Genomic DNA, 23,212 nt, shown 5'->3' with positions numbered 1-23,212 from the left:
GGTTTGGTTAAGCAGCCAGATCTTTGGCAAACTCCTGCCAGGGCGGCAAAAAGTCTTCTCTGAACACTGCCAGCAGAATTTCGTCGGTCCAGCCGTAGTTGTAACGGCGCTGTTGCTTTAGCGTGCCCTCAATCTGAAAGCCGCATTTTTGCTGAGCTTTCAAGCTTCTTTGGTTGAAAGCATAGACAGATGAGCAGACTTTGCGCAGGTTTAGGGTGTCAAAAGCGTAATTGAGTAAGATTATCAGTGCTTCTGAGCCATAACCATTGTTCCAGAGATCTTTTCTGCCGATGAAAAATCCCATTGTGGCAGTGCCTTGGCGGTGGTTGATGTTGTGCAAAGAGATGACGCCAATTAACTCGTCGCCATTCTTAAGCACAATGGAAAAAGTCAGTTGGGTGTCTTTTTTGTTTCTTAAATCTTCCAGCCACTGGCGCTCATCTTCTGGCGATTGGGGCAGGTAAGCAGCCAGAAACTGGCGGATTTCCGGATCATTGATCCAGATAACCAGCTTTTCCAAGTCCTGCTCTAGAATTGGCCGCAGATACAGCCGTTTGCCTTTGAGAAATATGATCGGGTCCATTTTTGCCTCCTTAGGGCTGATGGGATAAGATAAAGAAAATCGAGCTGAAACCGATTACTGCTATCCCGGCAATAATCAGCGCCCCGCCAATTTTCTTACCTTGTTTGTTTGGTAGTCTTTCAGCGGTCTCGCCGCCAATCATCATTATTGTTAGTCCGGCGAGCAATATAATTAACAAAATTCGGATATTCATGTTTTTCTCCTTGTTGACTTTGGAGTTGATTTTGAAAGAACTTTTGTTTTTTTGTTTATGGACTTATTCGCGCGAATAAGTCCATAGAGTTTATACCCTGTGGAGTTGTCAGCATTGGGCCATTGGGCAAGCTAAATGAAAATCTCGGCTTTCCATTCAGCCGAGATTCTTTCAATTAAAATTCAATAAAATGAAAAAATTAAAAAATCGTAGAAAATAATAAATAATTGGACTCATCACGGTTGAACGCAAAAAATTCTGGGCAACCCAAAACACCGCTGTTAGAAACAGGGTAGAATTTTGCTGTGTTCATAGTGATGAATTGCTTATGCATAAAAGTATTATTCCGCAATATTTCTTCTCTCTTATACAGACGAGAATTTTTGAAAAAAGTTACAACTCGGACCCCAACCTCCAAGAATTAGCATGAAGGAGAACAGTTCTCCTTTATTGCTGCTTGGGGATTATTTTTGTAAAGGGTGGAATCGTTTATGGGTTTTTTGAGCATAGGTGTCTGAAGCATGAACATATCTGGTGGTGGTGTTTAAAGATTCATGGCCCAATAAAACTTGGATTGCCGCCGGATTGGCGCCTGATTCAGCCAAATAGGTGGCAAAACCATGGCGCAGGGAATGGGCCGAGATCGGCACATTAATGCTCAAAGTTTCCCGGTATGATTTGATTTTTTCCTGCAGATAATTGGTTGAGATATACTTTGTTTTTTTAGAAACGTTCTTGCCCCGATACGGAATAAACAGAGCGGGGAAGTTGTCTGCCCTGGTTTTCAGATATTCGTTTAAATGCTCAATCGCCCGGTCAGTCAGATAAACAAACCTTTCTTTTTTGCCCTTACCCATAATAAAGATTCGGCCCTGGCTGTCAATCTGGGTCTTGTTCAGTTTAACTAATTCAGAGATGCGCATTCCGGTAGAGAATAAAACTTCAAGCATAGCCCGGTTTCTTTTGGCGATTTTTTTGTTTTTTTCCAATTGAGTCGGCGCTTCAATCAGCCCGATTAGTTCGTTCAGTTCGGCCACCTTGGGATGTTTTTTTTCGGTCCTGACCAACTTTACATTTTCCGGCACTATTGGAGTTTTGCAGTCCATTTCCACTAAATACTTTAAATAACCGCGCAGAGAAGATAAGTGTCGGTTAATTGAAAAAGAAGAAAGCTTTTTCTTTGGCTTGTCTTTTTCAGCAGTGATTCGGTCAAAAGAAGTCAAATAAGCTTTGTATTGTTCAACGGTTTGCCGGGAAACTTTGTCAAAATCTTTTAGATTCAGCTCGTCTTTTAAGAAATTCTCAAAAACCTTGAGGTCGCGCTCATAGTTATAAATTGTTTCTTGGGAATAGTTGTTTGCCTGCAAAGAGAGCAAAAAATCATCTAAAAGCGGCAGCATAATTATTTTTTAATTATTTAATTAATTACTTAGAATTCAATTAGTTTGCTTAGTTTGCTGATTAGTATTTTGCTTTAGTTCTAGTTTTAATAGGGAACTAGGATAAATTATTTTTGCTATATATTACCGAGTGTTTGGGATATTATACTCACTTTATCATATAAGAATAAATAAAGTCAAGGGGCTTTAAAAACTACTCCCCTGGGGATAAAATCATGTAATTATTTTATTGGTAAAAATATCTCAAAAAACTGTTTGCTGGGGTCAGGACTTACTTGATGATAGATTTCGAAATCTGGGACGTCTGTTCGCACTTTTATTTTATGGAGCTGACAATATTTTTCCAATTCTTTCCAGAACAATGATAACAGTTTACTTGATCCATTGTGCATATAAGTGATGACTTTTCCGGGTTTGAATACCATATGTTTTATTTCTTTTTTGTGTTCTTGTTTAATTACAACCCCCCTTTTAGCCAGAACTCCAATTTTTATCTTGCTTTTTAGGGGTTTATATTCTTGTTCTTCAAATATGGCTAAGGTTGTTAGTTCGTTTGCTTTATTTGAAAACATTTTTATTAATTCTTTGCAATAGATATCTATCTTTGAATATGGCCCTGTTTTTTCAATAAAATAAACGCCAAAAGGTTTCATCTGCTTTATTAGAGGATTTACCATGGTGCCATTCTTTTTCAAATTTTCAATAAAGTTTTCAATACTGTTTAAATTAAATTGGAGTTGCCTAATTTGATATTGGATAGGTTGTTTTTTGTTATTAAATAAAGAAGTTAAGTCTCCTTGTTCAGACAAATATTGTTTTATTTCTTTGAGAGTGATTCCTAGGGTTGTTAATAATAAAATCATCTGATATTCCAGAACTTGATTCTCCCGGTAGTAGCGATAGCCGTTGTGCGCAACTATCGCAGGTTTCAAAATCTCTTTTTGATCATAAAACTGGATAGTCCTTTTTGTGGTGTTGGCAAGTTTTGCCAATTTTCCGGCACTGATGAAGTTTTCCATATCTCTTGACTATAACGTTACGTTATACATTATCATAGAGGCAATTAACAAATAAATCAAGGGTATGAATTCAATCATTATCAAAGGAGCAAACGAGAATAACTTGAAAAATGTGGATTTAAAGATTCCACGCAATAAGATCGTGTGTTTTATTGGCGTATCTGGTTCTGGCAAGTCAACGATAGCTTTTGATATTATTGCCAAAGAAGGCCAGCGCCAGTATTTTGAAAGTTTAAGCAGTTTTGCCCGGCGTTACCTGCAAAAAAGTAATCGACCAAACATTGAATCAATCAGGGGCATATCCCCTACTGTTATTATTAGTCAGTCTCCGATTCGTCCGAGTCCGCGCTCTACCGTTGGCACTGTTACAGAAATATATACTTATTTGCGTTTACTTTATTCGCGAGCGGGCTTGCCAAGTAAAGATTCTTCTTATTACTCATTTAACCATCCTTTAGGAGCTTGCCTCAAATGTAAAGGCATAGGTCTTGTGGCGCAGATAGATATTAATAAGTTATTTTTTATGGATAAGAGTTTATTTCAAGGAGCTATCAGGCATTCGGACTGGAAGGTCGGCGGCATGCGCTGGAATATTGTCAAGTCAACCGGTTTTTTTGATATGCATAAACCTTTAAAAGATTTCACAAAAGAGGAATTGAATAAGCTTTTGTATGCGCCCAAACAATTAGTAAAATATAGAGGTGATCAGGTTATTAAGTGGACATTTTCTGGTTTGGTAACACACATTATGAATCGTAATACAAACGTTCATCGCGGCCCAACAAAGACAGACCTGACTTTTTTTGATTTTGTCCAATGTCCTCTGTGTCAAGGTCGGCGGCTTAAAAAAGAATCTCTAGAAGTAAGATTAAATGGTTTAAATATTGGCGAGGTGGCGGAGATGTCAATATACAAGTCTCTCGGATTTGTGAAAAACATTGGCCATCGCAATGCTGCGATTATTAAACCCAGAATAATAGAACAGCTTCAATATCTGATTGATTCTGGCGTTGGTTACTTATCATTAAACAGGGCCACGGACACTTTATCCGGAGGAGAAGCGCAGCGAGTTAAGATGGCTCGTCAGCTCGGGTGTGATTTGGTTGAAGCAATTTATGTCCTTGATGAGCCAAGCGCTGGCTTGCACCCTAAAGATGTGAATACGGTAATTAATAACTTAAAACATCTGCGAGACACAGATAACACGGTTTTAGTAGTAGAACATGATGCAGATATAATCAATAATTCTGATTATATTATTGAACTTGGTCCTGGTGGTGGCAGGATGGGCGGCCGGATAATTTTTGATGGAACTAAAGAAGAGTTTTTAAAAAGTGAAGATTCTATTACTCTTCCCTATCTTATTGATAAAAAGGCTCCCCGCCGGGTTGTGGCACGTAAATCAAAAGGAAATCTTTGCATTAAAAAAGCAAGTAAGAATAATTTGAAGAATTTTGATGTAGATATTCCTATCGGACTTTTGACGTGTTTGACCGGGGTTTCTGGCTCGGGTAAAAGTTCATTAGTTGACGTTATTATTGACCAACATCCAAATAAAGCGGTTCTTATTGGTCAAGGAGTTATTGGCAGTAATAAACGTGGATGTATCGGGACTTATGCTGGAGTATTTGATGAGATACGTAGGTTTTTTGCAAAACAAACTAATGTTAGCGCGGCAATGTTTAGCTACAATAGCCGCGGTTCCTGCAGAGAATGCCGCGGTTTAGGAATAATTGATATGGATATGAATTTTTTAGGAGATGTCCGTTTGAAATGTGATAAATGTAATGGAAGAAGATATAGCGATGAGGCATTGCAATATACTTACCGGGGAGAAAATATTGCTGATATCTTGGAGATGACTGCAGTAGAAACAAAAGAGTTCTTTCAAGACGTCTATATTAAAGAGCGTTTACAGCCCCTTATTGATGTCGGCTTAGATTATATAGAAATAGGGCAAAGTCTTGATACTTTATCTGGTGGGGAGAGGCAGCGGCTAAAGTTAGCAAGTAAACTGCAAAATAAAGGCGAGCTTTATATTTTAGATGAACCAACCTCCGGGCTTCATTTTGCAGATGTCCAGAAATTACTCAAGTTGTTGAATAGATTAGTTGATAATGGTAATACGGTGCTGATTATTGAACATAATCTTGAGGTGATTAAAGATGCAGACTGGATTATTGATCTTGGCCCTGAAGGTGGCGATATGGGTGGAGAAATAGTTGTGCAAGGAACACCCAAGGATATCATTCTGTGTGAACGATCGTACACCGGGAAACACTTAAAAGAGTATTTAAAAATTTAAATCAGAAAGAATTGATTACCCTGTTAGTGTTAGTTTATTAGTTTTTAGCTTTCTAACTTTGTATTAGAAATTATCTATTAAAATTCGTTTCTGACGAAGAAAATCAAAAATTATATTGGTTATTTGTGGCTTATTCTATGCTTAGTAGTTAATACTCTTTTCATTTTGTGGCATTATAGATTGCTTTAACTTCCTCATCAGACAAAGAACGAGTATAAATCCTAACCTCATCTAACATGCCATCCAGCCAGCAATCGCCACCACTGCAATAGTCTCTTCCAAGGAAGGATAAAATCTCGTTCCCGTTCCCCCAATATTGCGTAAAACCAGAGATATCCTTTTGACTAACCAATGATCCGTCAAGATAGAGTTTCGCGGTTGTAGAATCATTTACGCTAAGAACAAGATGATGCCACGCCCCGTAAGACGGCCTTGTGCTAGACCACGCAGCACAATTAGTATCAGCGCCCAACCTTATATCAACTCCATAATAATCTAGCATATCGCACGAATTCTGGTTATCCCCCCAGATAACTTGATGTGTTTTGTTATTAGCATAAACCCATGCCAATAAAGTAAAACTAGAGTACGTGCCATCCGAACCCAAACTGAGATCAGGAATATCAATATAATCTTCAGTTCCGTCCAAGCTAACAGCATTACCAATCTTACCCGAAACCGGAGTTGTCGGTCCAGTACTATTAGGACAAGATTTTCCATGGCCGTCATACCCAGATTTATCAAGTACAGTGTTGGTTGAACAATTATTTGTCCAAGAACTTTCTTCAAAATCCCAGTATCTAAAAAGTTTATGCGTGAACGGTGACAGCGTCAGGTCCGTCCCAATCTCGTACATCCCCGGATCCAGACCACCGTCCTGAGCTTTCTGATCAGCATATTTACCCGATTCAAACTGAGCGGTCAATTCCCACGACCCTCCGGAAACATAGGTATAGTAACTAGACTGATTATTCTGGGGATCAACTGGCAAAACAGATAAAGGAGAACCAATAGTTAAGGACTGAAAATTAACAGGCACCCAGCTAGAGCCATCAGTTTTTCTTAGATTATCGCTGGTGGCGCAGTGATAGCTGTATCCTGTTGGTAATGTTGGTAAGGCATAGGAACCACAGGTAGAGCTTGTATCGGGCAAAGACAGGTATACCCAGGTGCTGGTGCCAAAATAAGCGTTTAGAGCCTGGGATTCATAGATTTTCAGGGCATTATCAAGTGATTTTAGATCTGCCATTCTCCTTGAATCTCTTGCTTTTCTTAGCTGTTCCACTGGATTTAAAGCAATAAAACTGACGCTGGCCAAGACTGCCAAGATGCCAATGACGATCAATAGTTCCAATAAGGTAAAGGAGGGGAAATATCTCTTAAGCTTGGTTTTTTGAATCATGAATAATGAATTATGAATTATGGGATTTTTCAGCATTATCAACGAATAACCCCTAGAAAATTCCTAATTTTCAAAAGTTTAAATTTTGAAATCTTTTTGCATTTTGATTTGTCATTTTGCCTTTTGAATTTTGAATTATTTTACTCGTTTATTCGTAAATTCGTATAAATTCGCTATTCGTTGGGATATTCCTTAATTCATAATTCTTAATTCATTATTCGTTGTTTTGATTTACCCAACCTATTGCTGATGCCGTTTTGCGGCATAACAGCAATTTCCTCGCTTTGCTCGGAATCGGATGAAATTGCGCGCAGGCACAATTTCATTCCCATGGCCATTTGATATTGGCCCAGTCAATGCCTGATTGGCCGAGCAATGCTTTGATAATGTTTTCCAACATCTGCCAGCCGTTGAGAAACGCGGTTTTAGTCAGATTCCAGAACCACAAAATAACTTTCCAGATATAAGCAATAATATTGTCTAAGGTCCAGTCCAAAACAATATTGCCGCAATAAACAATCTTTGACCAAAGCCATTGAGCTAAAGCAATGACTTTATTGATAAAATCAATCACATTGGGCAAGGGCTTTTGTAAAATCTCACGCAAGGTTAAAGCGTGAGCGCTTCCAGCTAGAACAATCCCTAGTAATGAGACGAGAAAAATTTTTTTAAACATAACTTTATTATAAATTCTCAATTTTTAATTTACAATTTTCAATGAATTTTCAATTTTCAATATTTAATATTCAATGTTTTCGGAAATTAGAAATTAGGAATTGGAAATTTTCACAGGTAATCGTTCGGATCCAGCGGCGCGCCCAAAGGCAATAAGCCAAACCAGCGGTTCTCGGTTCTGAAAGAATCCGCGGCGTAAACCGTGAAATGCAGATGCGGTCCGGTGACCAGACCGGTTGCGCCCATATAGCCAACAATCTGGCCGGCCTTGACTGACTGGCCCTTGGTAACATCTATGTAAGACAAGTGGGCGTAAAGCGTGATTAAGTTATTGCCGTGATTAATCGCCAGCCATTTGCCATAAGCGTATTTGCCATTATTGCCGGTTGCTTCAACCCGGCCGTCAGCCGCGGCCAAAATCGGCGTGCCAACGCCGGTTTTGGCGCCGATATCAATGCCATTATGGAACGAATAATATCGTCTGGTTATACTGCCATAAGGCACTTCGCCAAAACCTTGGGTTAAGTATCCCCCATTCACCGGCCAGATAAACAGCTTGCCCTGAGGCAGGGTTTGGGGATTTAGCTGGGCGCTTAACTCTTTTTCCAGTTCTCGAATCCCGGCTTCAATCTGTTTTTGTTTTTCCACGGTTTCGTTTAAAAGCTGCTGATAAATTTTTTCCTGATTTTTTGTTTCGGTTAAAACGGTTTGCTTTTCTTGTTTTTTTGTGCCGGCAATTGTTTGCTGGGCGTTAAGAGTCTGCGCCAGAGTGTTGTATTTTTCTTTGGTTTTTTCAGAAACAGCTAAGTTTTGGTTTAAATCTTGTTTTAACGCCCTTAAGAAATTTGTTTTGTTAATTAGGTTTTCCTGGAGGTTGTCCAGATAAGCGAACTCTTCCACCACATCAGAAATTTTTTTGTTTCCCAGCAGAATAATTAACGGGTTTTTTGAGTCCAGTTCGTAAAGCTGCTGGACTAAATCCCTTAATGCCTGTTTGTTTTCTTCAATCTGGGCCTCGGCATAATCAATATTTAGATTCAATTCTTGAATTTGAAAACTGGCGGACTCAATCTTTTTTTGGGTAATAGCAATGTTGTTCTTTAGCTGGTTAATTTCAGCATTGATTCTGGCGATTTCGCTGTTTAAGGTTTTTGCTTTAGAGCTGGTTTTGTCAATCTCGTTTTGGTATTTTTCCGCCTCTGCTTCTAACCGAGCAATCTCCTGCTCTTTTTCAGCAATGCTTTTTTTCAGCTCGTCAATTGATTGGGAGTAAGAAAATTGGGTTGGCAGATTTAAGCCAACAGCAATAGCAATAAGCAAAAATGTTAGAATAATTGGTTTAGATTTAACCTTAATCATCTGATGCTGATTCGCGTTATTACTTTTTTCAATTCGCATTATTCGCGATTAGTTTTATTGCTTTTTCAACCCGCCTAATTGTTTTTTGCTTGCCTAAAATCTCGGCAATCTCAAGCGGTCCGGGAGAAACTTTCAAGCCGGACAAGGCAACCCTTAAGGGCCAGAGCACCATTCCCCTGTCTTCTGAATAGATCGGGCTTAGTTTTTGCTCTATTTTATCAGCGGCAAACTCTTTTTCTTCTATTGACAAAAGTACTTCTTTAGTTTGTTCTAAAGAGGTTCTGATTTCTGTTTCTGTTATCTGTTTCCAGAAAAGCAGTTCTTTTTCGTATTCCGGCTCCTGAAAAAACAATTTAGACATCTCTACGACGCCTAAACTGCTCTGGCTTTTTTCAAGAGTTAATTTGATTGCTTTAGAGAGATAGCTTAGCCCGAATTCTTCTTTGTCTTCGTTCTGGTAAAGATCTTTTTCTTTAGCCGGCTTTAAAATGTTTTTCTCCAGATAAAAAGGCAGTAAAAATTTAACTGTTTCCAAAATCGGTTTTTGCTTTAGATAATAATTATTCAGCCAATCAAGCTTGGGCAAGTTGAACACAGCGCCGGATTTTTGGACTCGGCCTAAAGAAAATTCTTGTTGAAGCTCGTTTAAGCTGAACAGCTCTTTGTCTTCTGACGGATGCCAGCCGAGCAAAGCAATAAAGTTAATTATTGCTTCGGGAAGATAACCCTGTTTTTTATAATCATCCAAACTAAGCACCGCATGCCTTTTAGAAAGCTTAGCTCGGTCTTGGCCCAATATTAAGGGCAAATGAGCAAATTCAGGAATCTGCCAGCCGAATAAGTTATATAAAACAATCTGTTTGGGGGTATTGGTAAAATGGTCTTCGCCGCGAATAACTTGGGTAATCTCCATTTCGTGGTCATCAATAACAACGGTAAAGTTATAAAGCGGCTCTTCCAAACTTTTGGCAATGATTAAATCGCCGAATAAGCCGGTGTCAAAATTTGCTTCGCTCTTAATCAAATCTTTAAAACTGATTTTCTCATTCGGCATTTTCATTCTAATCACAAAAGGCAGTTTTTGTTTAAGGTTTTGTTGAATTTCTCTTTCAGTCAGATTGCGGCAGGTGCCGGCATAGCGCGGCGCTTCTCCCCGGCTAATCATATCTTGTTTTCTCGCTTCTAATTCTTCTTTGGAGCAAAAACAATAATAAGCTTTGTCTTCTTTTAAAAGCTGTTCTAAATATTTTTTGTAAACAGGAATTTTTTCTGATTGGCGATAAGGCCCGTAATCGCCGTCAATATCCGGGCCCTCGTCCCAGTCCAAACCAAGCCATTTTAAGCCGTCAATTATATTTTTTTCATATTTTTTCTTAGACCGCTCTTTGTCCGTATCTTCAATTCTTAAGATAAATTTACCGCCTTTAGATCGGGCGAAAAGCCAGTTGAAAAGCGCGGTTCTGGCAGTGCCAATGTGAAGGTAGCCGGTTGGCGAAGGCGCCATTCTGACCCGGACATTGCCGTTTAGGCCTTCAAATTTTTGCTGATAACCCGATGGGTTCATATTTTTTACGCGCCGGCAATAACAAATAATTCTTTGGCAATTGTTTCTGCGGCTTTAGGTTTAGAAAAGCTTTTGGCGGCTTCAGACATAGACCTTAATTTTTCTTGGTTCTTGAGCAGATAATCCATCTGGCCGAAAAAGATGTGCGGTTTTAAGTTGTTTTCTTCTAAAACTATGGCGGCGCCGGTTTTGGCATAAGCATAAGCGTTTTCTCTCTGGTGGTCTTTGGCGGCGGTTGATAAGGGAATTAAGATGCTCGGTTTGGCTTGGGCAGAAATCTCAAAGATGCTGCCGCTGCCAGCCCGGGCAATAATCAAGTCCGCCGCGGCATAAGCAGATTTTATTTCCTGTTCATCCATAAACCCGAATAGTTTGTATCTTGATTGTTTTTGTTTTTCTTGGCCCTTCAGGGTAAAATCAGCGCCCCGGGAAACTTCAGGGTAGTTTCTTGAGCCGCATTGGTGGATTACTTGATAATTTTCAATTAACTGGGGCAAAGAATCAAGGGTTAGGTCATTGAGCTTTTTTGCCCCTTGGGAGCCGCCAGAAATGAAAACCGTTTTTAATTCTTGGGAAAAGCCGAAAAACTCAATTGCTTTTTTCCGGTCAGTTTTTTCAAAAAAAGCATTTCTGATGGGGTTGCCGGTTAAGGCGGTTTTTTCAAACGGGAAAAACTGGATTGATTTTTCAAAAGAAATCGCGATTCGGGAAGCAAATTTTTTGCTTAGCTGATTGGCTTGGCCCGGGATGACATCTGATTCATGGATTACTACCGGAATTCGATACAAGAAAGAAACGAAAATAATCGGCAAAGAGCCGAACCCGCCTTTGGAAAAAACCGCATCCGGCATAATCAGCCAAAGGTACCAGAGGCATTGTAAAAAGCCAAAAAATTCTTTTAAAAAACTTAAACCTGCAGTTAAAGGATTGCTGGCATTACCCGGGCTTTCGCTGATAATCGGAATGGTTTTGATGCCTCTTTGCTCTAAAATTCTTGGGTCAAAAGAAAACGGGCCTTTAACCGGGCCTAAATAGCTTAATTCTAAACTAAGATTTTGGTTTTGGGCGGATTGTTGGGCTTTTTCTGCCACTGCCAGCAAGGGGAATAAATGCCCGCCAGTGCCGCCGCCAGTTAAGACAAATCTGATTTTTTTCTTATTAAAATTGAAAATCATTTTTTTAAGTATAGCACAAATTTAATTCTTAATTTCTCTGGCCGCGCCAGATCTCACTAAGCGAGACAATCCCCAATAGAATCTTGCTAATTTATGAATTATTGCTAAAAACCACCATCAATCTTAAAGGACATAGCAATGTAGCAATGAGACAATGAAGCAATGAAACCATGGGGCTATGTTTTGGTTTTAACGGTATATTTTGAGATATTAAGCAAGACGCCGTACATAATTAAGGTGCTGATTAAGGACGAGCCGCCGTAGCTGAAAAACGGTAACGGAATTCCGCTCAAGGGAATTAGGTTGCTGATGGCGGCAATATTGAACAAGAATTGAAAAGTAATCGCAAAAGTGATGCCGAAAGCCAAGAGTTTGGAAAACATATCTCGGCTCATTCTTGAGATGCGGAAACCGCGGATAAAGAAGATGCCAATCAAGGTTAATAAGCCGGCGCTGCCGATAAATCCGGTTTCTTCAGCCCAGATAGCAAAAATTGAATCCCCCATTGTTTCCGGCAAAAAATTGAATTTTTGTCGGGAATGACCCAGGCCAACTCCGCTGATTCCGCCAGAGCCGATGCTGATTAACGCTTGGTTGATTTGGTAGCCGCTACCCAAAGGGTCTTGTTCCGGCTGTAAAAAAGTTTTTAATCTTTCCACCCGATAAGGCGCGGATAAAAGAAAGAAAATCATAATTAAGGCTAAAGGAACGGCAAGCTGAAAAAGGTTTTTTAAAGACACCCCTGAAGCAAAATAAATTGCCAAAGCAATGCCGGTGATAATCGCTAACATGCCAAAAGACTTTTGGCTGAGCAGAATGCCGCCGAATAATCCTAAAATAACCAGAAACGGCAAAGCGGTTTCTAAAAAACTATTGATTTTTGTCGGCGCCTGCCTTTTTGAAAAAAAGGAAGCTAAATAGATGATTAAAGAAATTTTGAAAAACTCCGCCGGCTGGATTGAAACCGGGCCAAGATTAAGCCAGCGAGTTGCTCCCTGCAGGGTGGAACCGATCCCGGGAATAAAAACTGCGCTGATTAAGCCAAAGCCCAAAACCAAGATTAAAAAAGAAAACTTTTGCCAGAGCTTGTGTTTAATCTTGAAAGCCAGCCAAAAGCCGATTAGGCCAAGGCCCAGATAAGCCAGCTGTTTTTTAAAATAAAAAAACGGGTCGTTTTTGACGATTAACGCTCGGGTTGACGAAGCGTTGAAAACCATAAACAAACCAAGCAAAACAAAAGCGATTAAAAGGCCGATTAGCCATTTGTCCGAAGAGTGAGCGCGCATAACCTATTTTAACTGACAGCGAAAAATATCACAACCGGAATTTATGACCATTTCAGTTTTTAACCTTTTAACCGATTGATAAATTGTTCCCCTTGATAACTTTTGATAACTTGGTAAATTTCTCTACTTCTATACTCTAGAGTATAGAAGTGGGATTTTGGGAAGCTGAGTTATCTTCTTTTTTGCTGAAATTGCCAGAGCTCAACAATAATCGGACTGGCTACGGCAATTGAGGAATAGGTGCCGGTGGCAATGCCAATTATCATTGCCAGAATAAACCACTTTAGAGTATAACTGCCCCAGAGATAAAGCGCCAACAAGGCCAGAATCGCGGTTAAGGAGGTGTTGATTGACCTGACTAAAGTTTCATTCAAGCCAAGATTAACCAGTTCAATAAAGTTTTTGCCGCCAAGAGTTTTCAGTTTTTCCCTAATTCGGTCAAAAACAACAATCGTGTCATGGACTGAAAAACCCATAATTACCAGCATTGCCACCACAAAGTTAGTGTCTATCTCAACATTTTTGAATCTGCCCAGATAGGCAAAAACGCCCAAAGGAATAATCAGGTCGTGGAACAAGGTAAAGATTGTCGCTAAACCGTATTTCCAAGAACTGACCGGATGCGAAGCCTTTCTGAAAGCATAAGTGATATAAAGAGAGATGGCGAAAACAGCTAAGACAATTGCTTGAAAAGATTTTCTTTGAAGGGTTTTGCCAACAGTCGGGCCGATAGTCTCAAATCTTAGCTCATTAAAGCTTGAATCAATGGTTTTGATCTGCTGGATTAGTTGCTGATGAGTTGGTTCGTCCAATTCTTTAGTTCTGATGGTGAAAACGGCATCAGTTGATTCTTGGACAATAATCTCTCCGCCAAGATTATTCTTTAAAACCTCTTCTATTTTGAATTTTTCAATTTCTTGGCTGAATCTAAACTCCCAGAGTGTTCCGCCCAAAAAGTCAATCCCCGGTTTTAACCCCCAAGAAACTAAAGCAAAAATACTGGCTAAGATTGAAAAGCCGGAGATAAAGTAAAATATTTTTCGTTTAGCAATAATGTTTCTCATGAATTATGAATTATGAAGCATGAATTATGGATTTATACCTTAAACCAAAGCTTTTGGTTAATTCCCTTTTGGCGCATAAAAGCCAAGATTAAAGTCCGAGAAACAAAGATTGCTGAAAACATGCTAATTAAAACGCCAACCAGCAAGGTCAGGGCAAAGCCCTTAACCACGCTGGCAGTAAAATAATAAAGAATCAAGCTGGTGATAATGGTGCTGATATTAGAGTCTCGGATTGACGGCCAGGCGCGCAAAAATCCTTCTTTTATGGCATTGCCAACTTCCCTGCCCTGCTTTAATTCTTCTTTAATTCTTTCAAGAATCAAAATATTGGCATCAACCGCCATGCCGATTGACAGGATAAATCCGGCGATTCCGGCCAAAGTTAAGGTAACCGGAATAATTTTGAAAACCGCTAAAACCAAAGGCGCATAAACAAGCAAAGCAATAACCGAGAAAAACCCGCCCAATCGGTAAATAAGAATCATAAAAACGCTGATAATGATAAAGCCGATAATCCCGGCTTTAACGCTTTTATCCAGCTCTTGGAAGCCCAGAATGCCACCAACTGTTCTTTGGGAGATTAGTTCAATTGGCACCGGCAGAGCGCCTTGGTTTAGGTTTTGCGTCAGGGCTTTGGCTTGTTCAACGCTAAACTGGCCGGTAATCTGGGCATTGCCGTCAGTGATTGGCTCCTGAACCATTGGCGCGCTGATTGGGAATCCGTCAATATAAATCGCGATTCTTCTGCCGACATTGTCTTTAGTTATCTGTTCAAAAATTTCTGCTCCTTCTTGGTTAAACCGAAGCAAAACCACCGGGGCATAAGAGGTTTGGTCAAACTGAATCTCGGCTTTATTAAGGTATCTGCCGGTTAAAAGGGTGGAAGCAAAATAAGGGTCTTCTCCGAATCTTTCTTCTTGCTTTTGTTTTTCTAAAATTTCATTGGTTTCTGCCTCTGTTCGTTCCAGCTTAAATTCTAAAAACGGAGTTTGGCCAATTGCCCGAATCGCTTGATTAATGTCTTTGATTCCGGCCAGCTCAACAATCAAGCGCCATTCATTTTCCGATTTGGTAATTTCTATCCGCGGCTCTTCGGCTCCGAACAAATTAACTCGCCTTTCAATCACATCTTTTAATCCTTGCAAGGCCGAGTATTGTTCTTTTTCTGGGATTCCGGAAACATCAGTTTGATAAGTTAAAGCAGTGCCGCCGGCAATATCCAAACCAAAACGGAACGGTTTGGGCTGGAAAATTGGCAGTTGAAGTCGTTTGTTTTCCAAACCGAATTTTTTGTTAATCAAATTCGCTCCTTGATTATAAAAATCCGGATAAGCAAAAATGCCGGCAGTCAAAGTCAGCAAAAATATCAAAATCAGGATTTTTCTGGCTTTTTTAGATTCGTTGATGAATTGGGAAAACATAAATCTGTAAAATGACCCTTATTTTACAATAAAATATTAAATTAGGCAAAAAAGAAACACCGCTCTTTCTTTAAAGAGCGGTGTTTCTGTGCTTTTACTGATTCATTCTTTCTGCCAGCAGGCGCTGTAATTCAGCAAACAGCTGGAGCAGTTGGGCTAACAGCTGTTGAATTAACGCTTGCCGAGCTGCTTCATCCATTACGCTTACTCCGGCAACAACTCCGCCATTTAAGTGGCCGCGCGTGATTGGGCCAACATAACCGCTAATCGGGCTGATGCCGTATTTTTGCTGATAAGCTTTAACAGCGGACAATGTTAAGGGGCCAAAATATCCAGTGATCGGTCCGTCAAACAATCCCTCTGCTTGCAAACGTTTTTGCAGTTCTGCCACATCGGGAGCCAGGCTCATGCCAAAGCTTAAATTATTCAAGAATTGGAAAGTGGTTGTGGCCGCGCCCAGAACTTGCCCGCCAGTGCCGCCGCCAGTCGGTGTTGGCGGCGCCGGGGGTGTTGGGGGCGGAGTAAATGGAGTCCCACCGCCACCGCCACCGCCGCTTCCAGAACCTGTATTTGGCGCCGGGCCAGTGGTGGTAGTGGTTTGCTCATCACCAACTGATACCGGTGAACCAACAGAAACTGTCCGGTAATAATAAGTCGTGTCCGGGGCTAAGCCGTCAACAGTGACCAAATGTGAAGTAACTTTTGAATCAATGTCGATTTCAGGGGTGGAAAACGCATAACCGTAATTTGGCCATTCGGTTAACGTTTCGTGAGAAACCGTGTCGTAAATGACTCGGCTTGTTGCCGGATGGTCGGTTTCCCATCTGACAATAATGCTGGTATCAGTTGGGCTTGAAGATTCTTCAGAAATTTCCACCCTAGGAATATAAGCAAGCGGCCCGGCAATAGCAGTGTTTTCTGTGTTGCCAGCGTTGTCTGTGGCGCTGGTTTCAAAGCAATAAATGCCTGGTGAAGGCGGAGTCCAGGAATAATTCCATAAAGCTGTATTTGGATCAACGCTGGTCAGATTCAAAGCAACAATTTCCGGCTCAATCTCTCCAGGCGAACAGCTTAATTCATAAAAAACATCAAAAAAGCTTTCTGCGGGATAATTTTCAAATTCTTCAGGTTCTTCTAATTGCCACCAGCGCAGTTCAGCGCTTCTAACCCCAGAAGCCCCCAGCTCATCATCAACAGGCATAAGTGGGTCAACTGAACTACCAGAAAGATTTAAGCTAACAATTTCAGTATCTATAACTTCGTGATCCATCGGGTCGTCAAACGAAGATTCGGGCGGGGTCTGGTCATAAATCCAGTTATAAAAATAAACCGTGTCTTCATCGCCCCAATTCAATTCAACATATTGTTCGGGATCTTCCCAGATTTCCCAGCCGTCACGTTCTTCTTCAGTAATACGATATTCGCCTTCTGCAAGTTCGGTCCATTGAGCGATGCCGCTTATATCTGTATCTTTACATCCAAGAAGCAGCCAGTCATCTTTGTCCGAGTCCCAGCGAGAAAGGCAGATTTCCCAGCCATAAACACTCCAATCTTCCTCGCCAAAGTATTTTTTCGCTGTGATTATGCCGGTGTCATTGCCAAGTTCAATCATTTGAGTAAATTCTCCCCAGTCAAGTCCTATCCACAAAACACCATCTTCTGAATTAGTTGGATACCAAACTTGACGTCTTTCAAGCTCATTTTGTTCTGAAACTGCATAACCTCCGGGTTCTAAACCAGACCAAGAAACCCAGCCAGTTTCATCAGTGGTCTGACAGGAAACCAGTTCGTCTTCTTCAGAGTAAAGGCAGATTTCCCAGCCCGGAAGAGCCGGCTCAAGCTCGGCCCATTCTTCATCATCTTCTTCGTACCAAACCAAATCGCGTTCGCCATTCTGGTTTTTGTCCCAAAATTTGAATACATAAATACTTGGCAAACTATTGCCGAAATAAATTGTTTCGGAATAATTTTCTTCATTAATCCATGCTTCTGCATAACCGTCTTCAGGATTAGTGGGAAGCCAGTTCTCCCGTCTTTCTTCTAAGACCAGATAGTTTCCACTAGCAAGTCCTGTCCATGAACTCCAACCTTGTTCATCAGTCAAGCGACAATCAGCTTCCAGATGGCCGTTAGCAGCCATAAAATAGATAAAGGCAATCTCTGAATCAAAATCTTCTCGAGGATGATGACCATACTGAGTTTCGTAAATATTTATTAGTTCTTCCCAATCAATATCATCTTCATTAACCAAGCAGATCTGCCAGCCGGGAATCGGCGGCTCTTCTTGATAAATTTTATCCCATTCCTCGCCATCAAAATACCATTCGCCGGTCCAATACTCATCTTGTTCGCCATTGCCGTCTTTATCCCAGAATTTAAACGCATAGATTGCTGGTTGAGTGTTGCCAAAATAAGCGGCTTCAAACTCCTCTTCGTCATAACCATCGTAATAATAGACATCCCCTTCTACCTCAACATAATAACCATTGCCATAATAAGGAAAAGTCTGGAACCAGCCTTCCTGGGTCTCTTCCCAAAGATAATAATAGGCTACGTATTGTGAAACTAGCCAAGAAGCATAGCCGTTTTCATTTGTGGTTTTACAGACCTCTTCAGTATCGCCATATAAGAAAAGCCAAGTATCTTCAGCGTATTCATGATTAAACGAATCAACTCCAAGGCAGATCTCCCAGCCAGAAAGTGGGTCTTCGCCTTTATCCCATTCGCCATTGCCGTTTTTGTCATTGAATTTATACGCTTCAATTGTGGCTAAATAAGGACGATTGCCAAAACTTACTTCTTCTGTTTCGCCTTCTTCTAAGTAGTCAATATATACTTCATTATCAGTGGTGTTATACCAGCCATCCCGTTCTTCTTCCCAGACAGAATATTCTCCAACCGGGATTCCCTCAAACAAAACCCAGCCGTCTTCTCCGGTATAGCCGCAGTCATATTCCTCAACACAGATTTCCCAACCAGGAACAGGCCGGTCGTCATTATCATAAGATTGATTATCGTTGGCATCGAAGTATTTAAAAGCGCGAATCGAACCCATCGGTGTTGGTGATGGCGTTGGTTCCTCCACCGCCATAACTATCGCCTGATTAGAAAACAAAACAGCGCTAAAAGCGCCGAACAAAATAGTTAGAGATAAAATTGTTAAACCAGGCCAATTGTTTTGCAAAAAACTAAAAAATTTCTTAGACATAGTTTTAATGTTTTAATTAAATGTTAAAGATGTCTTTTTTATTTGTCTTTTTTTTTATTTATTCTTTTGACCAGGAATAAACCTCCTTATATAATATTAACACCTTAGTTCTTTAAGCCGTCAAGGGGATAAAAAGCCCAGATTCAAAGCGGTTTCCAGGATGGTGATTCCTTATCAAAGAGAAAAAAATACCTGATTAATTATCAAGCTTTCCGGTTTATTTTTGTTAGATATAGAATCGGGTCAAACAAAAAACAAAGTGATAACATTCACTTTGTTCGTATTCACCTATTGCTGGTGCAAATAAATTTGCGCAACGCTTTGTTTGGCACTGGACAAAATAATAAGGGCCAGCCTTGTACTGAAACGAAGTTTTTATATAGGGCAGCTTACGTGTTTATGTCATTTCCAGATCTTGTTCAAATCTGCCTTCATAGAGTTTTTTAATCGTATTCATTGTAAATATATCGGCATCAAGAGATTATCACTATTTAGAATTATTAACAAAAATTTCACGATCGTAACATTTTTGTTAATATTCAGGCGCAGCTTGAAATATCGCTGATTTTCTCGCTGACGCGAGAAATCGGACAAAACATAAAGCAGTTTGCTTGCTCTGTGGGGACACTCACTATGTTCGTGTCCCCCCAGAAGGACTCGGTCACGAGTTCGCCTTCGGCGCCTCGCGACCCCGTCTCGCGTCTCGCGGAGCGAGACAAGCTCCGACTTTCGAGTCCTTGCGCAAGCAAAGCAGTTTGCTTGCTCTGTGGGGACACTCACTATGTTCGTGTCCCCCCAGAAGGACTCGAACCTTCAACCACCAGCTTAAAAGGCTGTTGCTCTACCAATTGAGCTATGGGGGGATAACTGAAAATTTCCAATTCCTAATTTCCAATTTCCAATGGCCAGTTTAACTGCTCTAAAAATCCGTCAGCTGACGGATTTACCGATTAAGCTGTGAGGCGGGATAAAGTGACAAACGGGCTTTATATTTTTAATAAATCTTCTTCGTATTTCCTTTTACCTACTTCCATGAACTTTTTGTATTCAGCGTTAAATTGGGCTATGGCAGATAGAATTTCCTTATCCTCTCCCAATTCTTGGCTAACTGTTTCAGGATCTTCGTTATTTTCAAGCATTTGTTTTAGTCTTTTTCCTAATCTATTGTTTGTTATGTAATTAAGGTATCTTAAAAAGATATTTCCGGGATTATTGGGGATTTCCATCCAGCGAGGATAATCTAATATTGCTCCTCTGAAGATTTGCAAAAAATTGTATAAACCAGTACCTGGTTGTATTTCAATTGGCCCAACATTTTTGATCGCCTCTAATACTTTATCCAAGTCTATCTCTATACCCAGTTCTTGGATTCTCGGAGTTTCTGCTTGTTTTCTAAAGACGTTAAACATTTTAATTTAATTCTTAATTTTATCCTTAAATTTTACCATTTTTTCGGGTTTTTACAATAAAATGCTTATTTTTTAAAATTGGCTAACTCTTTTTTCAAAAACATCAGCGGTTTTTTAATTGTGTCTGAATTTTCCGCCTCGGCTCTGAACCTTTCTTTTATGATTATTAATTTGTTTTTCGGATTTGTCCCTGAAGAAGCGCTGTGTTTGTGGATTCGGAAAACAGCTAAGTTTTCTCTGACAAATCTTGGTTTTTCAAGTTTAAGAACCCTCAAACAATGCTCATAATCCATGCAAATTTTATAAGTTTCATTAAAAAACCCGCAGTTATCAAAAATCTGCTTTTTCATAAAGATATTTGGATGGTAAAAAATTGAACTTAAAGTGTAAAGCTTTTGTAAAATTTCTGACCAACCCCAAACAAACTCCTTGTTTTTTATTCTGACTATATTGTTGCCAACCAGCCAGTTAGTCTGGCTGTTTTTTTGAAAATAATAAGCTGCGATTTGAAGGCTTTTTTCTGAATAATAATAATCATCGGAATGAAGAACGTGGATTATTTTTCCGCGCGAGTTTTTAACGCCCAGATTCATCGCATTAGCAATGCCTCTGGGTTTTGCTTGGATTAGTTTAATTGCGATGTCGGGATTTTCTTTTTGATATTGGCTGACAATTTCTAAAGTTTTATCAATTGAATACCCGTCAATAAAAATATGTTCAAAATCTCGCCAAGTTTGTTTGGCGACAGAATCCAAGCATTCTTTCAGATATTTTTCGCTGTTTTTGGCGCAGGTAATGATAGAAAAAAACGGCTGTTTTTTCATAGAAGATTTATAATCCCAAATCATCGGCAATTATCTGCATTGATTTTAAAGCAATACCGATAAATTCTTCAAGAGTTAAGTCAAGTTTTTCTTGACACATTTTTATCTCTTCTCTTCTGGTGCCGCGAGCAAAAGACGGCTCTTTGAATCGCTTTAAAACTGATTCAACAGTTAAATCATTGATTTTTTTAGACGGCAGAACTAAAGCTGCGGCAACTATCAAACCGGTTAATGAATCGCCGCAAAAAATTGCCCAATCCATCAGAGTTTTAGGTTCAACGCCGGTATTATCCCAATTATGAGCCGCCATTGCCTGGGCGACATTTTCTGGAATCTCATATCCTTTTTCACGCGCCCATTGAGTAATCTTGATTCCTTGCTCTGCCATTGGCACCTCGTCGCAGTAATCACCGTCATGAAGCAATCCTGCCATCATCCATTCTTCTCTGGTTCCGCCTAATTCTTGTTCAGTTCTGCCGCGGTTTTTTAGTTCGTCATAAACTCCGGCCATCAGCGCCTCAACAGCGAGCATATGCTTGACTATATTTTCATTTTTAACGTGTTCGCGAATTAAAGCCAATGCTTGGTTTCTAGTAATCATCCTCGTACTGAAGTTTCAGCTAATTTTTGGCACGTTATTGTCATATAAATACTTCTTAAGTCTTAATTTAAGAGTCTGTTAACCTTTTTAATTACCTCAAGCGGATACGAAGAACCATTGAGCCAATCATTAATCCCAGATAAATTATATTCAGGTTTGTATAGTTCACCCCTCCGCATTGAAATCAGCTCATCAAGTTCCTCTTTATCAAAAAAACGATAATCTTTTATCTCATCAGGGCGAGGAGTTATAGTCCCATTTACAATCCGGCCGCGAAAAACAAAACCTATGCCCAAGGATTCTTCTCCCCGTTCAACCACATATATACCAATTAAATTGATTAGTTCTATCTCAACTCCGATTTCTTCTCTAATTTCGCGCTTAGCAGCCTGAAGCGGATCTTCAAAAGCTTCCATTCCTCCAGCTGGCGGACCCCACTTATTTCCCTTCTCTGGTGCGGCTTGCTGAACAAGAAGTAATCTTCCCTTGTCATCTTCAATAAATACCGCGGCAGATACACTCACTGGAAGTCTCTGGCTCATAATGAAAATTTAAAATCCGAAATCTTCAAGTTGTTTTTTGATTAGTTCGACACGCCACTCCGGCTTAGCGCTTTTTAGATATTTTACCGCAGCTGATTTTACTTTCATTTGATTGGCAATTTTTAGCTCTGAAGTAAAAGAGGCAACATCCCTTTCCAGCATCTGGATTGAAAAAAGTTTAGCTAAGCCGGGATATTTATGATAACGCTGGTATTCTCTTAAGAAAACATTTTTATATTTTTCATAATAACCCGGTTTTCTCCAGCCAATCCAGACAAAAATATTACCAAAATCAAAGCTTGGTTCGCCAATTGCCGCTGCCTTAAAATCAATTAGCCGAGCCTTGTTTTGCTTGTCTATTAGAAAATTGACCAAATAAGTATTGTTGTGCAGTAGAACCTGGCGTTTTCTGCGTGAAGCTTTTTCAGCAAAGCTTAAAAATCTTTTTATTCGGGGAACGAATTTTATAAATCCGGTTTTATCCAGAATTGGTTTAGCATATTTCCCCTTGTCGATTTCTCTGATTTTTCTTTCAAAATCGTCTGGTTTGGGATAAGACTGTTGTTTTAAAGCAATTTCTTTTGGTGGTTTAATTTTATGGAGTCTGGCTAAAGTCTTTGCCATTGCTTTAATAACTTTTTCTGATGGTTCTTTTTTCGGATCTGAATGCGGCCATTTACCTTCTAGATAGTCTTCAATAATTAGATAATGAGACGGATCAAGCCAGTATGCTTTTGGAGCAATCGTGGTTTTTTGTAAGTGTTTAAGAAGACTGTATTCTAAGACAATTGCTTCTTTTTTATCAAAATCAGGTTTAGCAATTTTAACTAGATATTTTTTACCTTTATCATAAACTAACCAGGTAAAATAACTGGCTCTCTCCGGATTGATTTGCTTAGTCACCCTAGCGTTTTTTAATCCAGCAGGATTGAGTTGTTTTAAGTATTTTTTAAGTTGTTGTTTCGTCTTCATGTTGTTTATATTATATCACTTTTATATCAGCAACTTTTGCTCTAGCTAATCTAATTAAATCTTTTGTTAAAATCTCAAAAATAGCAAAAGGCGTGCCAGCCGCAGACCAGACTTTTTCGTATCGGCTTAAATCTTTATCAAGAAAAACGTATTTAATCGAGGTTTTGTGGCCAAAAGCCGGCACTCCGCCAATCGGGAAACCAGTTTTTT

At 39.8% G+C, this 23,212-nt stretch carries 20 protein-coding genes and 1 tRNA gene; 1 reads left to right on the top strand and 20 read right to left on the bottom strand.

The annotated features are described in order from the left end of the window. Window positions 1–7: 7 nt before the first annotated feature. From AB1721_02960 to AB1721_02945, 4 genes are all read right to left on the bottom strand, one after another. Window positions 8–583, bottom strand: coding sequence for a GNAT family protein (locus AB1721_02960; GenBank protein ID MEW5805653.1), 576 nt, complete (start codon window positions 581–583; stop codon window positions 8–10). 10 nt (window positions 584–593) lie between these two features. Next, entirely contained in the window at window positions 594–728 is a 135-nt protein-coding gene (locus AB1721_02955; protein ID MEW5805652.1) for a hypothetical protein, read from the bottom strand. Window positions 729–1,240: 512 nt separating this feature from the next. Continuing rightward, window positions 1,241–2,176, bottom strand: coding sequence for a tyrosine-type recombinase/integrase (locus AB1721_02950; protein ID MEW5805651.1), 936 nt, complete (start codon window positions 2,174–2,176; stop codon window positions 1,241–1,243). Window positions 2,177–2,397: 221 nt separating this feature from the next. Further along, a complete protein-coding gene (locus AB1721_02945) occupies window positions 2,398–3,195 on the bottom strand; it encodes a MerR family transcriptional regulator (GenBank protein MEW5805650.1) in 798 nt (265 codons plus the stop codon). Between the two features lie 64 nt (window positions 3,196–3,259). Between AB1721_02945 and AB1721_02940 the strand changes: the two genes are divergently transcribed. After that, window positions 3,260–5,500, top strand: coding sequence for an excinuclease ABC subunit UvrA (locus tag AB1721_02940; GenBank protein ID MEW5805649.1), 2,241 nt, complete (start codon window positions 3,260–3,262; stop codon window positions 5,498–5,500). Between the two features lie 160 nt (window positions 5,501–5,660). Here AB1721_02940 and AB1721_02935 read toward each other — a convergent pair whose 3' ends face one another. From AB1721_02935 to AB1721_02860, 16 genes are all read right to left on the bottom strand, one after another. Next, window positions 5,661–6,902, bottom strand: coding sequence for a LamG-like jellyroll fold domain-containing protein (locus AB1721_02935; GenBank protein MEW5805648.1), 1,242 nt, complete (start codon window positions 6,900–6,902; stop codon window positions 5,661–5,663). Window positions 6,903–7,224: 322 nt separating this feature from the next. Next, a complete protein-coding gene (locus tag AB1721_02930; protein MEW5805647.1) occupies window positions 7,225–7,578 on the bottom strand; it encodes a hypothetical protein in 354 nt (117 codons plus the stop codon). Between the two features lie 110 nt (window positions 7,579–7,688). Beyond that, window positions 7,689–8,936 carry a peptidoglycan DD-metalloendopeptidase family protein gene (locus AB1721_02925; protein ID MEW5805646.1) on the bottom strand — a complete coding sequence of 416 codons (1,248 nt, stop codon included), beginning with the start codon at window positions 8,934–8,936 and terminating at the stop codon, window positions 7,689–7,691. Window positions 8,937–8,964: 28 nt separating this feature from the next. Beyond that, window positions 8,965–10,500, bottom strand: a complete 1,536-nt coding sequence (gene gltX, locus AB1721_02920) for a glutamate--tRNA ligase (protein ID MEW5805645.1) — start codon at window positions 10,498–10,500, stop codon at window positions 8,965–8,967. 5 nt (window positions 10,501–10,505) lie between these two features. After that, the gene (locus AB1721_02915) at window positions 10,506–11,675 is read right to left on the bottom strand and encodes a UDP-N-acetylglucosamine--N-acetylmuramyl-(pentapeptide) pyrophosphoryl-undecaprenol N-acetylglucosamine transferase (GenBank protein ID MEW5805644.1); all 1,170 of its coding nucleotides are present in this window, start codon (window positions 11,673–11,675) and stop codon (window positions 10,506–10,508) included. A gap of 176 nt (window positions 11,676–11,851) precedes the next feature. After that, window positions 11,852–12,961 (bottom strand): putative lipid II flippase FtsW, encoded by a 1,110-nt coding sequence (ftsW, locus tag AB1721_02910; GenBank protein ID MEW5805643.1) that lies wholly within the window; start codon window positions 12,959–12,961, stop codon window positions 11,852–11,854. Window positions 12,962–13,131: 170 nt separating this feature from the next. Continuing rightward, complete coding sequence (secF, locus tag AB1721_02905) at window positions 13,132–14,025, bottom strand: protein translocase subunit SecF (protein MEW5805642.1); 894 nt, start codon at window positions 14,023–14,025, stop codon at window positions 13,132–13,134. A gap of 32 nt (window positions 14,026–14,057) precedes the next feature. Further along, window positions 14,058–15,446, bottom strand: coding sequence for a protein translocase subunit SecD (secD, locus tag AB1721_02900; protein MEW5805641.1), 1,389 nt, complete (start codon window positions 15,444–15,446; stop codon window positions 14,058–14,060). 94 nt (window positions 15,447–15,540) lie between these two features. After that, on the bottom strand, window positions 15,541–18,654 hold the full coding sequence (locus AB1721_02895) for a peptidoglycan-binding protein (protein MEW5805640.1): 3,114 nt from the start codon (window positions 18,652–18,654) through the stop codon (window positions 15,541–15,543). A 790-nt stretch (window positions 18,655–19,444) separates the two neighbouring features. After that, window positions 19,445–19,517: transfer RNA gene (locus AB1721_02890), tRNA-Lys, on the bottom strand. A 123-nt stretch (window positions 19,518–19,640) separates the two neighbouring features. Continuing rightward, window positions 19,641–20,063 (bottom strand): hypothetical protein, encoded by a 423-nt coding sequence (locus AB1721_02885; protein ID MEW5805639.1) that lies wholly within the window; start codon window positions 20,061–20,063, stop codon window positions 19,641–19,643. Window positions 20,064–20,128: 65 nt separating this feature from the next. Next, on the bottom strand, window positions 20,129–20,887 hold the full coding sequence (locus AB1721_02880) for a glycosyltransferase (protein MEW5805638.1): 759 nt from the start codon (window positions 20,885–20,887) through the stop codon (window positions 20,129–20,131). Between the two features lie 7 nt (window positions 20,888–20,894). After that, entirely contained in the window at window positions 20,895–21,488 is a 594-nt protein-coding gene (locus AB1721_02875) for a phosphohydrolase (GenBank protein ID MEW5805637.1), read from the bottom strand. Window positions 21,489–21,550: 62 nt separating this feature from the next. Then, entirely contained in the window at window positions 21,551–22,030 is a 480-nt protein-coding gene (locus tag AB1721_02870; GenBank protein MEW5805636.1) for an NUDIX hydrolase, read from the bottom strand. Window positions 22,031–22,039: 9 nt separating this feature from the next. Continuing rightward, the gene (locus AB1721_02865) at window positions 22,040–23,002 is read right to left on the bottom strand and encodes a phosphotransferase (GenBank protein MEW5805635.1); all 963 of its coding nucleotides are present in this window, start codon (window positions 23,000–23,002) and stop codon (window positions 22,040–22,042) included. A 10-nt stretch (window positions 23,003–23,012) separates the two neighbouring features. Further along, window positions 23,013–23,212 (bottom strand): YbaK/EbsC family protein (locus AB1721_02860; GenBank protein MEW5805634.1); only part of this gene is annotated, 200 nt, incomplete at its 5' end.

It is taken from the genome of Patescibacteria group bacterium, from assembly GCA_040753135.1.
In the GTDB taxonomy this organism is placed as follows: Bacteria; Patescibacteriota; Minisyncoccia; order UBA6257; family Brennerbacteraceae; genus JBFMGR01.
Note: the sequence above shows the minus strand (reverse complement) of the source record. Positions and strands in the feature narration are given on the sequence as shown.

Bases quoted from the DNA above. Each gene is read 5' to 3' on its own strand.
- AB1721_02960 (MEW5805653.1), bottom strand. From the start codon at position 583: ATGGACCCGATCATATTTCTCAAAGGCAAACGGCTGTATCTGCGGCCA.
- AB1721_02955 (MEW5805652.1), bottom strand. From the start codon at position 728: ATGATGATTGGCGGCGAGACCGCTGAAAGACTACCAAACAAACAAGGT.
- AB1721_02950 (MEW5805651.1), bottom strand. From the start codon at position 2,176: ATGCTGCCGCTTTTAGATGATTTTTTGCTCTCTTTGCAGGCAAACAAC.
- AB1721_02945 (MEW5805650.1), bottom strand. From the start codon at position 3,195: ATGGAAAACTTCATCAGTGCCGGAAAATTGGCAAAACTTGCCAACACC.
- AB1721_02940 (MEW5805649.1), top strand. From the start codon at position 3,260: ATGAATTCAATCATTATCAAAGGAGCAAACGAGAATAACTTGAAAAAT.
- AB1721_02935 (MEW5805648.1), bottom strand. From the start codon at position 6,902: ATGATTCAAAAAACCAAGCTTAAGAGATATTTCCCCTCCTTTACCTTA.
- AB1721_02930 (MEW5805647.1), bottom strand. From the start codon at position 7,578: ATGTTTAAAAAAATTTTTCTCGTCTCATTACTAGGGATTGTTCTAGCT.
- AB1721_02925 (MEW5805646.1), bottom strand. From the start codon at position 8,936: ATGATTAAGGTTAAATCTAAACCAATTATTCTAACATTTTTGCTTATT.
- gltX (MEW5805645.1), bottom strand. From the start codon at position 10,500: ATGAACCCATCGGGTTATCAGCAAAAATTTGAAGGCCTAAACGGCAAT.
- AB1721_02915 (MEW5805644.1), bottom strand. From the start codon at position 11,675: ATGATTTTCAATTTTAATAAGAAAAAAATCAGATTTGTCTTAACTGGC.
- ftsW (MEW5805643.1), bottom strand. From the start codon at position 12,961: ATGCGCGCTCACTCTTCGGACAAATGGCTAATCGGCCTTTTAATCGCT.
- secF (MEW5805642.1), bottom strand. From the start codon at position 14,025: ATGAGAAACATTATTGCTAAACGAAAAATATTTTACTTTATCTCCGGC.
- secD (MEW5805641.1), bottom strand. From the start codon at position 15,446: ATGTTTTCCCAATTCATCAACGAATCTAAAAAAGCCAGAAAAATCCTG.
- AB1721_02895 (MEW5805640.1), bottom strand. From the start codon at position 18,654: ATGTCTAAGAAATTTTTTAGTTTTTTGCAAAACAATTGGCCTGGTTTA.
- AB1721_02885 (MEW5805639.1), bottom strand. From the start codon at position 20,063: ATGTTTAACGTCTTTAGAAAACAAGCAGAAACTCCGAGAATCCAAGAA.
- AB1721_02880 (MEW5805638.1), bottom strand. From the start codon at position 20,887: ATGAAAAAACAGCCGTTTTTTTCTATCATTACCTGCGCCAAAAACAGC.
- AB1721_02875 (MEW5805637.1), bottom strand. From the start codon at position 21,488: ATGATTACTAGAAACCAAGCATTGGCTTTAATTCGCGAACACGTTAAA.
- AB1721_02870 (MEW5805636.1), bottom strand. From the start codon at position 22,030: ATGAGCCAGAGACTTCCAGTGAGTGTATCTGCCGCGGTATTTATTGAA.
- AB1721_02865 (MEW5805635.1), bottom strand. From the start codon at position 23,002: ATGAAGACGAAACAACAACTTAAAAAATACTTAAAACAACTCAATCCT.